The 11758-nt window shown below is 72.7% G+C and carries 12 protein-coding genes and 2 pseudogenes; 8 read left to right on the plus strand and 6 right to left on the minus strand.

What is annotated here, in order from left to right; translation table 11 throughout:
• Positions 1–20 precede the first annotated feature (20 nt).
• Both IEY94_RS20345 and IEY94_RS20350 read left to right on the plus strand, forming a co-directional pair.
• Complete coding sequence (locus IEY94_RS20345; RefSeq protein WP_189171839.1) at positions 21–1643, plus strand: ATP-binding SpoIIE family protein phosphatase; 1623 nt, start codon at positions 21–23, stop codon at positions 1641–1643.
• A gap of 294 nt (positions 1644–1937) precedes the next feature.
• A complete protein-coding gene (locus IEY94_RS20350; protein WP_229784290.1) occupies positions 1938–2399 on the plus strand; it encodes a DUF4396 domain-containing protein in 462 nt (153 codons plus the stop codon).
• 13 nt (positions 2400–2412) lie between these two features.
• On the opposite strand, the gene IEY94_RS20355 is transcribed toward IEY94_RS20350, so the two are convergent.
• A complete protein-coding gene (locus tag IEY94_RS20355) occupies positions 2413–3021 on the minus strand; it encodes a DUF305 domain-containing protein (protein WP_189171841.1) in 609 nt (202 codons plus the stop codon).
• A gap of 57 nt (positions 3022–3078) precedes the next feature.
• A complete protein-coding gene (locus tag IEY94_RS20360; RefSeq protein ID WP_189171842.1) occupies positions 3079–3480 on the minus strand; it encodes a hypothetical protein in 402 nt (133 codons plus the stop codon).
• A 224-nt stretch (positions 3481–3704) separates the two neighbouring features.
• Here IEY94_RS20360 and IEY94_RS20365 point away from each other — a divergent pair, with 224 nt between their 5' ends.
• The 5 genes from IEY94_RS20365 to IEY94_RS23745 all read left to right on the plus strand — a co-directional run bounded on the left by IEY94_RS20365 (position 3705) and on the right by IEY94_RS23745 (position 7919).
• Positions 3705–4298, plus strand: coding sequence for a hypothetical protein (locus IEY94_RS20365; protein WP_189171843.1), 594 nt, complete (start codon positions 3705–3707; stop codon positions 4296–4298).
• Positions 4299–4324: 26 nt separating this feature from the next.
• The gene (locus IEY94_RS20370; protein ID WP_189171844.1) at positions 4325–5254 is read left to right on the plus strand and encodes a transporter substrate-binding domain-containing protein; all 930 of its coding nucleotides are present in this window, start codon (positions 4325–4327) and stop codon (positions 5252–5254) included.
• Between the two features lie 188 nt (positions 5255–5442).
• Positions 5443–5961: a DUF6879 family protein gene (locus IEY94_RS20375; RefSeq protein WP_189171845.1), complete on the plus strand. Its 519-nt coding sequence runs from the start codon at positions 5443–5445 to the stop codon at positions 5959–5961.
• A 122-nt stretch (positions 5962–6083) separates the two neighbouring features.
• Positions 6084–6365 (plus strand): Scr1 family TA system antitoxin-like transcriptional regulator, encoded by a 282-nt coding sequence (locus IEY94_RS20380; protein ID WP_189171846.1) that lies wholly within the window; start codon positions 6084–6086, stop codon positions 6363–6365.
• A 534-nt stretch (positions 6366–6899) separates the two neighbouring features.
• The gene (locus IEY94_RS23745) at positions 6900–7919 is read left to right on the plus strand and encodes a hypothetical protein (RefSeq protein ID WP_229784291.1); all 1020 of its coding nucleotides are present in this window, start codon (positions 6900–6902) and stop codon (positions 7917–7919) included.
• 98 nt (positions 7920–8017) lie between these two features.
• Here the strand turns inward: IEY94_RS23745 and IEY94_RS23750 are convergent, their stop codons facing one another.
• The 3 genes and pseudogenes from IEY94_RS23750 to IEY94_RS23755 all read right to left on the minus strand — a co-directional run.
• A complete protein-coding gene (locus tag IEY94_RS23750; RefSeq protein WP_229784292.1) occupies positions 8018–8179 on the minus strand; it encodes a hypothetical protein in 162 nt (53 codons plus the stop codon).
• A gap of 50 nt (positions 8180–8229) precedes the next feature.
• Positions 8230–8802 (minus strand): annotated as a pseudogene (locus IEY94_RS24410) (helix-turn-helix domain-containing protein); the annotation flags it as partial.
• Positions 8708–9196: pseudogene (locus tag IEY94_RS23755) on the minus strand (DUF6879 family protein); the annotation flags it as partial. The pseudogenes IEY94_RS24410 and IEY94_RS23755, both read right to left, overlap by 95 nt.
• 192 nt (positions 9197–9388) lie before the next feature.
• Here IEY94_RS23755 and IEY94_RS23760 point away from each other — a divergent pair.
• Positions 9389–9718 carry a hypothetical protein gene (locus IEY94_RS23760; protein ID WP_229784294.1) on the plus strand — a complete coding sequence of 110 codons (330 nt, stop codon included), beginning with the start codon at positions 9389–9391 and terminating at the stop codon, positions 9716–9718.
• Here IEY94_RS23760 and IEY94_RS20400 read toward each other — a convergent pair.
• The gene (locus IEY94_RS20400; RefSeq protein WP_229784295.1) at positions 9690–11696 is read right to left on the minus strand and encodes a sensor histidine kinase; all 2007 of its coding nucleotides are present in this window, start codon (positions 11694–11696) and stop codon (positions 9690–9692) included. The two genes, IEY94_RS23760 and IEY94_RS20400, sit on opposite strands and share 29 nt — an antisense overlap.
• Positions 11697–11758: the final 62 nt, after the last annotated feature.

The raw sequence follows: 11758 nt of genomic DNA on the forward strand, positions 1-11758 counted from the left end.
GGTGGGGCTAGGCTCGGCTCGTGACGACGGATGCGACGACCGGGAGCGACCGGCAGAACCGGATCAAGCTGATCACGGACGCCGCCGCCCCGCTCGACTCGCCCGCGGCCATCGATGAGCTACTCGACCACGTCCGGGTGGCCCTGGCCGTCGACACCGCCACCATCCTCGTCGTGGACGCGCACGCCCGCCAGCTCGTCGCCACCGCCGCCAAGGGGCTGGAGGAGGAGGTCTGGGAGGGCTTCCGGGTGGCGATGGGCCAGGGCTTCGCCGGCCGGGTCGCGCAGACCCGGCAGCCGCTGGCGATCGTCGACGTCAGCCGGTCGGACGTGGTCAGCCAGATCCTGCTCGACAAGGGCATCCGGTCGCTGCTCGGCGTCCCGGTGCTGGCCGCCGGCGTCCTGGTCGGCGTGCTGCACGTCGGCACGATCGAGCGGCGGGAGTTCACCGAGACGGACGTCAAGCTGCTCCAGGTCGCCGCGGACCGGGTCAGCGTCGCCGGCCGGATCCGCTCGGACGGCATGGAGCAGGCCGCCGCGCTCGCCCTCCAGCGCAGCCTGCTGCCGCCGCAGCTCCCCGAGGTCAGCGGCGTCGACCTCGCGGCCCGGTACGTGCCCGGCCACGACCTCGGCATCGGCGGCGACTGGTACGACGTGTTCACCCTGCCCTCGGGCTGGATCGGCGCCGTCATCGGCGACGTCTCCGGCCACGGCCTGCGCTCGGCGGTGGTGATGGGCCGCATCCGCAGCGCGCTGCGCGCCTACGCGCTGATCCACGACGACCCGGCCGGCGTCCTCAGCATGCTCGACCGCAAGATCCACCACTTCGAGGCGGGCAACCTCACCACCGCCCTGTATGCGATGATCCCGCCCGACCGGTCGACCGTGCACATCTCGCTCGCCGGCCACCTGCGCCCGATCCTCGCCGTACCCGGCCGCCCGACCGGCATGCCGCCGATCCCGGTCGACCCGCCGCTGGGCATCGGCCCGGCCCGGTACCGCCGCCGCACCACCGTCCTCGAACTGCCGCCCGGCGCCGCCCTGGTCTGCTTCACCGACGGCCTGGTCGAGCGCCGCGCGGAGATCATCGACGTCGGCCTGGCCCGGCTCACCGACGTCATCGACCCCGCCCCGGCCGAGGAGCTGTGCGCGCGGATCATGCTCACCATCGGCGTCGACCAGCCCACCGACGACGTCGCCCTGCTCGCCGTCCGCCGGGACCCGGCCGCCCCCGCCGGCACCCCGGACCACCCGCTGCTCGCCGTCGACTTCACCACCGCCGGCCTCGGCGCCGTCCGGCACGAGATCGAGGCCGTCTCCCGGCACACCGGCGGCCTGGACGACGCCGAGCTGGACGACTGGGTCACCGCGATCAACGAGCTGATGGTCAACGCGCTGCGCCACGGCGGCGGCAGCGGGCACGTGACGCTGGCCCTCACCGACCGGCTGACCTGCGAGGTCCGGGACACGGGCGCGGGCTTCGCGGCGGACGAGTACGTGCACCGCGCCACCCGGCCGGCGCTGTCGCCGACCGGCGGGATGGGGCTGTGGATCGTGGGGCGGATGGCGGAGCTGGTCTCGATCGACAGCGGCCCGACCGGCACGGTCGTCCGCATCGCCGCCCGGCCGCCCGAGACCCCCTGAGCCCGGTCCGGCGTACCGCCGGTCACCCCCGCCCGGGAGTCCGCGCGGCAGCCCGCCCGCCCGGCGTGCGCCGGTAACCGGCGGCGCCACCGGGCACGGTCACCGCCCCACTGCCTCCCATGTCAGCGGACGGGGTGCCGGGGGTCACCGGCCCCGCCCGCCACATCTCCTTCCCCAGGATACCCCCGGGGGGTATTCTGGGGCCGTGGGAGGGAGCTTGTCATGGAACACCGCACACATTCGGGCCCCGGCGGGGCGGCCGGTACCACCGGTCCCGGTGACCACGGCGGTCACGTGCACCACCCGCCCGTCAGGACGTCGTGGGGGACCGCGGCGCAGGCCACGCTGCACTGCCTGACCGGCTGCGCGATCGGCGAGGTGCTGGGCATGGTCATCGGGACGGCTCTGGGCTGGTCGGCGTGGCCGACGGTCGCGCTGGCCGTGGCGTTGGCGTTCGGCTTCGGCTATGCGCTCAGCATGCGTGGAGTGCTGCGCGCCGGCATCGGCCTCCGCACCGCGCTGACGGTGGCCCTGGCCGCGGACACCCTGTCGATCGCGGTCATGGAGATCCTGGACAACGCCGTCATGCTCGCTGTGCCCGGCGCGATGGACGCCGGCCCGGACACCTGGCTGTTCTGGGGGTCGCTGGCGCTCGCCCTGGCGGTGGCTTTCGTGCTGACCACCCCCGTCAACCGGTGGCTGATCTCCAGGGGCAGGGGTCACGCCGTGGCCCACCGGTACCATCACGCCCACTGACCGCCCGGGCGTGTCAGCCGGTCGCGAGCATCCGCTTCATCGTGGCGATCTCGGCGGTCTGCGCGTCGATGATCCGACCGGCCAGCTGCCTGGCCCCGGGGTCGCTACCCCCGGCCAGTTCCTCCTTGGCCATGGTGATCGCCCCCTCGTGGTGGGTGATCATCAGCGTGAGGAACAGGCGGTCGAGGGCGGGGCCCCCGGAGGCCATCATCCGGGCCATGTCCGCGTCGCTCACCATGCCCGGCGTGCCGGCGTGCCCGTCGCCGTGACCGGCCGTCGGGCCGGCCGAGGGGACGGGCTTGCCCCGGTCGGCAAGCCAGGCGGACATCGTCCGGATCTCCGGGTCCTGTGCCGCCCTGATCCGCGCGGCGAGCTGCCTGACCGACGCGCTGCCGGCCCGCCCGGCGGCGTGGTCGGCCATCGCGGTGGCCTGGCGGTGATGCGGAATCATGTCCGTGGCGAACGCGACATCCGCGGCGTTGAACGTCGCCGATGTCGTCGCGGCGCCCGGCGTGGTCGGCGACGGCGACGGCGGGTCGCCGTCGCCGCAGGCGGTGAGTGCGAGTACCGCGACCAGGACGGTCGCGGCCAGCGTGCGGCGCTGTACCGTGCTGCTGTTCACAAAGGTGTCCTTTCCGGAAGTGGGCCGATCCTGTTCCTGACGGGGAGCAGGAAGGGCCTATATCCGGAGGACCGACAGGGCGGCGCGCGACGGGGGACCGCGACCGGAACCGGCGCCGGCCTCGTCCGCGGTGATCACCGTTGCCCGGACCTCGCCGGCCGGGGAGGCCGGGCAGTGGGTCCCCGGGCCCGGGTCGGCGACCGGCGCCGACGCGGCGGGGAGGTTCACCCGACACGCCGCACCGTCATGACCGGTGGGCTCGGTGGGGCAGTGCGGCCCGCGGTCCTCGGGACAGTGCGCGGCTGCGGGGCCGTGCCCGGCCGGCGGCAGGCCCCGGTGCCCGGTCGAGGCGCCGTGCATCCACAGCACTCCGACGACCAGCACCAGCGCGACCAGCACCCCGGACGCGCCGCCGCGCAGCGGGCGCGCGATCCCGGACACCGTCAGGTGATGCACCATCACCTCCAGCGTAGCCGGGGTCGCGGTCGGTCGAGTCCGGCCGGACCCCCTCCGCCGGCCGATATCGGCCCTACATCCGGAAATGCCGGCCGATCGCCGCGCAACCCCGTCGATCCCCAGCCGTTGGCCCGGGTAGACACGAGGGGGTCGCGGCGATGCCGGGAAGCGGGTGGTGGGATCGACTCCGGCGACTCGCGCCGGCCGTCCGCGTCTACTCCATCGCCGTGGGCGCCGCACTCGTCGGCTACTGGATCGTCAACTCGGCCGCCCTGCCGAACTGGGTCGCGCTGGCCGGCGCCGCCGCCGGCCTGCTCGGCGTACTGCCGGAGGCCGACCGCCAGCGCCGCCTCGCCGCGGTCGGCCGGGTCGGCCGCCCGATCGCGGCCGCGGTCGCCACCGTCGTCCTGGTCGTCTGCGGCATCGACGAGGTCCAGCGGCGCCGCCCGCTGAACGCCGTCGACTCGATCAGGGCCACGGACAACGCCACCGTCACCGTCGACCGCACGGCCACGTTCGCGGTGCAGGTGCCGCCGGACCGCCGCCGGCTCACGGTCGCGTTCCGGGTCGCCGACGACGGCGGACCCGGCTACCAGTACTGCGAGAACGCCGTCGAGCTGCTCGTCCGCCTCCGGTACGCCGGCGGCGCCGTCCAGCGCGACCTCACCCCCGGCCGCGGCCTGCGCGGCGGCGCGGAGCTGACGATCGCCCTGCCGGACCGGGTCGCCGACATCGAACTGCGGGTCGGCTACCGACCGCTGGCCCCGCTCACCACGTGCAGCGAGAACATCACGATCACGGCGGCGCGGTTCCACCACTGAGCCCGCGCCGCCCGGAGGGAGAACCGATGCGTCGACAGTTCGGTCGCACAGTGGCGGCACTGGCCGTCGCCGCCACCGCGGCCTGCACCGGCTCCGCGACGCCGGGCGCCACCCCGACGCCGGGCGCGTCCGGCTCACCCGCGCCGACGCCCGGCGCGCTGGTCGTGGGCGTCAAGGTGGACCAGTACGGCACGGGCTTCCTGGACACCGCGAACTACCGGTACAGCGGCCTCGACGTCGAGGTCGCCCAGCACGTCGCGCACCGGGCCCTGCACACCGAGGCGGTCCACTACCTGCCCGTCTCCTCGCACACCCGGGAGGCGGCCCTGCGCTCGGGCGCGGTCCGCTACTTCGCCGCCACGTACACGATGACCGCCGAGCGGTCCGCGAACCTGGACCTGGCCGGGCCGTACCTGATCACCTCGCAGGGGGTGATGGTCGCTCGCACCGGCCCGCGGATCGCCAAGCCGACCGACCTGAACGGCCGCCGGGTCTGCGTGATCGGCGCGAAGCCGAACGCCAACCCGGGCGGCACCGACCGCTCGCTCGCCGAATCCGAGCTGCTCAAGGCGGCGCCGCGGGCGATCCCGGTGCGCAAGGGCTCGTACCACGTCTGCCTCGGCTCGCTGCGCCGCGGGGAGACCGACGCGTTCTCCACGGACGCCGCGATCCTCTACGGGTACGCGGACCTGAAGGCCAACGCCGACCTGCGGGTGATCTCGGGGCTGGAGCTGGCGAGCCAGATCATGTACGGGCTCGCCTTCCGGAAGGAGGACCGGGAGCTGTGCCTGGCGGCGGCGGGGGCACTGAAGGAATTGATCCACAGCGGGACGTGGGACAACCACTTCAAGAACACGCTGCCGGCGTACGCGAAGGCGGTACCGATGTACCAGACCACGCTGCGCCCGTCCGCCGAAATGATCGACCAGCAGTCCTGCCACACTCCCGCTGTTTGAGCGTATGTGAGATTGACCATCCACATTGCCTCGCCCGATGATGATTCCGCCGACAATGGCGACAACCCAGGAAACGGAACGGGGCATCGTGAGGATTGAGTTTCTCGGCAAGGACCCGGCCAGCCAGGTCAACGGCTCGCCCACCCTGAGTTCCCCGCGCGGATGATGCCGCTGTTCCGGGCTCGGCCGTGCGGGAGCTGACGTACGCCGAGTTCGTCCGCGCGTACGAATCGGTCGCCGACTCGTGGGCGCATCTCGAATTGCAGCCGCACTACGGCGTGAACCTCCCTTCGCCGCACTTCGCAGCCTGGCGGCGCGACGAGCCCGACGACCTGAGCTACCTCGACCCATGGTGCGGGCTGCTGTCGGCGATGACGGCCGCCGGGAAGCGGCTCCGCCGGCTGAAGGTGGTCAACGAGCCGCTGGGCGAGTACCACCGGTGGATCCACTCCGCGCAGGGCCCGATCCATCGCGCGGGCGAGGTCACCCGGTGGTGCCGTCGACGCGACGTCCCGCACGTGGCGTTCCCGGCCACGGACTACTACCTGCTGGACGACAGCGCGGCCCTGTTCCTGCACTTCGACGGCGACCTGAACCCGGTCGCCTACACGATCACGGAGGATTCCGGCATCGTCGCCCTGTGCCGCACGGCGTTCGCCGAGTGCTGGGCGGCCGCCACCGACCACGATGAGTACCGACCCGTATAGCGCAGCCGCCGACGGTCGGCGCACTCTCGGCGCCCGCCTCCGGCAGATCCGGCGAAAGTCGGGCCTGACGGGGGGCGCTGTCGGCCGCCATCGGCCTGCACAACGCCGCCGCGCTGCCCGAATTGCGCGCCACCCTCCGGCACGTCGACTCCGCGTACACCGAATGGCGCACCCGACTGCGCGCGGGCATGAAGCTCGCCGGCGGGCCGCGGTCGCTCGCCGCCCACGAACGCGCCCGGGTCTTCCGCATTCACGAGCTGAACGTGGTCCCCGGCATTCTGCAGACCGGGTCGTACATGCGCGCGGTGCTGAGCTTCTGGCGCGAGTTCTTCGACGCGCCCGACGACCCGGGCGACGCCATTGCGTTCAAACAGCACCGCGCACGGGTGACCGACCTGAACTGAACCGCCAGCGCCCCCGGCAAGGACGAGCTGACGCACCTCATCGGGGGCCAAAGGGTCCTCAGCCCATGTTGATCGAGGTGCCGCGGCGGGTGGGGGCGGAGGGGCAGCTCGACGTTCACCTCAAACAGGGGTGAATCGGGGATCACCGAGGCGGCCGTACGGGCGCAGCGCCGCCGGGCGAGCGAGAGCCACCGCCCACACGCCCGCACCCGGGACGTCAGCACCGGCCGCCCGCGTGCGGTGACGGCGAGGTAGCAGCGGCGCAGTTCGGGATCGGTGATGCCGGCATGAGCATCGTCCTCCTCGCCCGATTTATTCGGAGTGCGGCAATCGTGGCGAAGGCTTTCGAGTGGTCCTATACCGCGGCCGGGTGATGTCCGCCGGAATGCCGGCGGACCCCCAGCGACAGCCGAATCCGAGGTTTCCTCGACTTTGTTTGATCCGCTCGCGGACAGTGCCCGTACCTCGGGGTGAATGGGCACCGTGTACGGCGACCGGGGACTACTCCTCCCGCCGGGGAAAACAGGAGGATTCGTGAAAGCCAAGACCCGAAACGCGATCGCCGGCAGTGCTCTGGCCGTCGTGACCGCCCTGTCGCTCACGGCGTGCGGCACGAACGACAACGCCGCCCAGCAGCCCGTGGCCAACCAGGGCGCCGGAACCGACACAGGTACCGGCACCGGCACCGGGACCGATACCGGCACTGACACCGGCACCGGCGCCGACGGCTCCGGTGCCCGCTCGCTCACCAGCACGCTGACCGTGCGCAATGTCGAGGGCATGGGTGAGGTCGTCGCCGACGACAAGGGCTGGGTGCTGTACCGGTACGACAAGGACAGCGCCAACCCGCCGCGCAGCAACTGCGCGGACGACTGCGAAAAGGTGTGGCCCCCGGCGTACACCGACGGCAATCCCCAGATGAACGGCATCGACGCCAGCAAGGTCGGCAACGTGACCCGGTCCGACGGGTCCAAGCAACTCACCCTCGGCGGGTGGCCGCTGTACCGGTACATCGGCGACAAGGAAGCCGGGCAGTGGAACGGCCAGGGCGTGGGCGGTGCCTGGTACGCGGCAAAGGCCGACGGCAGCAAGAACACGACGCGCCGCCCCGGCAGCGAGAACGACGACAACTATGACAACGGCGATAAGTCCGGCAAGGGCGGCGTCAACGAGGACCGGGACCGGAATCGCGACCGCGATCGGAACCGGGACAGGAACCGGAACCGCGATCGGGACCGGGACCGGTACGACGACGACGGCAACCTGCGCTGCCAGCAGGTGAACTTCCGGGGCAACCGGGGCCTCCAGTACCGCCGGGACGACAACCAGCTCGTCGTATTGATCATCGACAAAAAGCAGCGGCTGAGCCACCGGGTGTCCGAGCGCGGCAGCGGCAAGCGGCTGCACCAGATCGTCCGACGCGGCGGCGCGCTGGTATTCGTCTGCGCCGAGGACGACCGGTACGACAACTGGGACGACAACAACCGGCGCGACGACCGGAATGATCGGAACGACAACAACCGGAACGACCGGGATTACGACGAGCGCAACTGATCCACCCTTCCGGTCTCATCCCGGAGCGCACCGCCGGCAAGCGGCCACTCGCCGGCACGGACGCTCCGGGATGAACCATGTCCGGACCGTTTCGCTCGTCAAAGTGGATCGCCGTCGTAGACCTCGTCCATTGCCGCGGCGATGAGCCGCCGCGCGCCGCGGCCATGTACCGCGGCCGCTTGGAGATTGGCGAACATGCGCTCGTACAGCGCCACCTCGGCCGCGTTGGTGACCTTGAGGCACGCCGTCGGCGTCTCCACAGGACCTGCTCGCCGAGCACCGCGACGAACCGCTTCCCCGCGTGCAGGGTCGCCGCGGTGCGCGCGGCCCAGAACGCCAGCCCGTCGTCGAGCGCCTCCGCCGCCCGCCCGAGGAAATCAAACATGAACCGGTGCATCTGCCGGGTGTACGCCGGTACCTGGAACAGACCGGGTACGACAATCGGTTCGTGGATGCGGAACAGCCGGGTGCGCTCGAAGCTCGCCTGCGAGTGCAGTCCCTCCCGCACGCGCAGACCACTGCGCCGGACAACCCGGCTCCACTCCTCGTACGCCGACTCGATGGCCTGCAGGCGCTCGATGATCGCGTGCGCCTTGTCCGGGCAGCCACAGGCATGACACCAGGCCAGGACGTTGGCCTCCGAGGGGAAGCGCTGACCATTCTCAATCTTGCTGATAGTGGTGGCGTGCAGGCCGATCGAGGTCGACAGCGACCGAGCCGTCACACCCGCGAGCCGACGCAGCGCGCGCAGCCTGGCGCCCAGCTCGCGTCGACCCTGCTCGGCCGCGCTACCCGGATCGTCCAAGATAAATGTCGAGGGGCTCGGCCGCCCGCCACACCGCGGCGAAGCTCTCGGCGCAGGAGCGCACCACGGCGGTGTCATCGGTGATGCTGAACATGGCCGTCCCGCCGTGCCCGTCGTGGTGCAGGAACAGCACCCGCTCCCCGTCCAGCAGGTAAAAGTCGCTGGGCGGTACCAGCAGGGTGGCGACGTGCTTGCGGTTCACCACCCGGATGTCCTCCCCGGCGCTGACCACCCGCCTGGAGACATCGAGCGACCAGCGCTGATAGTCGCTGAGCGGCTCCGACACGATCTTGACCCGGCGCAGTGCCCGGCCCGTGGCGGCGAGGTCGGCGAAGAAGCGGCAGAGGTCGTCGAGACCCTGCAATTCGTAGGGCTCGCCGCGATGCCAGGCGCGCAGCGCGGTGTTCTCGTCGTCCACGCCGTAGACATCGCGCAGTTCCAGATGGCACCAGCTCGACCGGATTCCGCGGAGAGACTCTCGAACCCTTCGAGGTCGATCTCTTGCTGCACTGGTCTACAGCCCCCGGAAGTACGGGAGCATGCGCTTCGGGATCTCCACCACCGTCTCCCCTTCGGGAGGTGGGTGGGTCCGGTGAACAGGGGTTGGGGTCGGCAATCCGAGCCGGCCCCAACCCACCCGACGGCGTATACACCAGGAGGGTTCATGCCGCGCGACGGTGACCTGCTCATTCTCCGTGAGTCGGAGTATCGCCGGGGCGACGGCGCGATTCTGGTCACGGTGGCAGCGATCGGCGACACGTGCGAGGAGGCCGGCGTCCGATGGGTGAGCGTCAAGGCCCACCAGCAGCGGTGGACCGACGAACCCGCCGTCCGGTTCATCGAGGTTCGCGCGGCCAGCGTTCTCGACGCCAAGCGGCGGGTGTGGGGAAGGGCCGCCGTCCCGGTCGAGGGGCTGATCACGCGGCGGGAACCCGTCACCGCGCCACTATCGACCGCCGGAGCCGTCAGCGGGATGCGGCGACGGGGAGAGTGAAGGTGATGCGGGCGCCGCCGCCGGGGTTGTCCGCCGCGCTGATCGTCCCCCCGTGCCGCTCGACGATCCGCTGGCAGATCGCCAGCCCCAGCCCGCTCCCCGCCACCTCCACGTCCGGGTGGGCCCGGTGGAAGTTGCCGAAGATCGCCCCGTGCTGCCCGGCCGGGATGCCGATGCCGTTGTCGCTGACCCGGACCGCCACCAGCCCGTCGTCGGCCGCGGTCGCGCTGATGCCGACGTGCGGGGTCGTGCCCGGGGTCGCGTACGTGACGGCGTTGTCGATGAGCTGGTCCAGTAACTGCCGGACCAGGCGCGGGTCCGCGTGCACCGCCGGCAGGGCGTCGACGTGGTACGTCGCCGGGCCACCGCGGGTCGCCCGGACGTCGGCGACCAGGTCGGCCAGCTCCACGTCGGTCGGGGCCAGGGCCGCCTCGGTGGCGGTGCTGTGGTCGAGCAGGTCGTTGATCAGGTCGCGCATCCGGACGCCGGCGCGGCGGATGCGGTTGACGCTCGTCCGGACCTCGGCGGTGGCCGGGTGGTCGGGGGTCTCGGCGACGACGTCGGCCAGGAACTCGGTCCAGCCGTCGATCGTGGCCAGCGGGTTGAGCAGGTCGTGGGCGACGACGCCGGCGAAGGCGGTCAGCTCGTCGCGGTGCCGGCGGTCGGCGGTGACGTCGGTGAAGACGATCACGGCGCGGGCGTCCCGGTCGGCGGTGGCGGGCAGGGCCGTCGCGCGGACGTTGAGGATGCGGTCCGGTGCCGGGGCATTGCGGACCAGGACGTCCATCGCCGGCACGTCCTCGCCGGCCAGCGCGCGGACGTAGGCCAGGTCCACGCCGGCGAGCGGGGCGCCGTCCGGGCGGTACAGGTCGTAGTCGCCCACCCGCTCGGGCGGCGCGCCGGGGCGGCCGAGCAGGGCGGTGGCGGCGGGGTTGCGCACGACGAACCGGCCGGTCGCGTCGAGCACGCCGACGCCGTCGCTCATCGAGTCGATGATCGCGGTGAGCAGCCCGGCCTGCGCGCCGGCCTCCTGCCGGGCCCGGGTGAGCTGGGCGACCAGGGCCGCCTTCTCGTCCCGGCCGAGCGCCAGGGCCAGGCCGACGACGGCGACCATGCCGACGAACGCCTGGGCGACCAGCGCCCGGGCAGTGAAGTCGCCGATCGCGGCGAACGGGCCGTCGCCGCGCAGGGTGAACAGCACGGCGATGGCCCCGACGGCCAGGTCGTGCCCGAGGACGAACGACGTACTGAACCGCAGCGCCGCCCAGATCGTCACGCCGAGCAGCAGGAACGCGACCGGCAGGCGGTCCGCGACGGCGAAGCCCACGACGTACACGACGGTGGAGCACGCGACCAGGGCCGCGCCCTCGACGAGCCGCCGGGGGTGCGGCAGCCGGGGCAGCCGGGGGCGGCCCGGCGGGCGGGCGGCGAGCCGGGCGCCGATCCGCAGGCCGATCGCGGCGATGAGCAGGACGCTGACGGTGTTGCGGGTGAGCCAGACGCCGGTGGTCCACGGCGAGTACGAACCGTTGCCGATCAGCCACACCGCGGTCGGTCCGATGGCCGCGCCGGCGGCGGTGCTGGCCGCGGCGGCGATGGCCAGGCCCCACAGGTCGCCCAGCCGGGCCATCGGGGCCCGGCCGCCGGCGCCCCACAGGTGCGGGCAGAGCCGTTCCAGGATCGCCACGCACAGCTTGGTCTGGACGATGTTCGCCACCGCGAACGCCGTGGCCAGCGGCAGCGCCGCCCCGGTGGCCACGTTCGCGACCAGCGTGACGGCGGCGAGGGCGAGCGGGTCCAGCAGCGGCCACGGGCTGCGCCGCAGGGCGGCGAACCAGACCACCGCCACGCCGGCCGCCGGCCAGACCAGGCTCAGGTTGGTGCCGTCGAGCACGGTCAGCCGGCCCGCGTACGCGGCGGCCAGGTAGGCGAGCGCGAACGCGGCGGTCCGGGCGAGGGCGGCGGGGAAGCCGGGCATCGGCGCCCTCCCTCCCGCGTCGTTCCGCCCCGCGCGCGGCGGGTGTCCGGTTCGGCGGGCCG

This window comes from Pilimelia anulata, from assembly GCF_014647895.1.
Lineage (GTDB): Bacteria > Actinomycetota > Actinomycetes > Mycobacteriales > Micromonosporaceae > Pilimelia > Pilimelia anulata.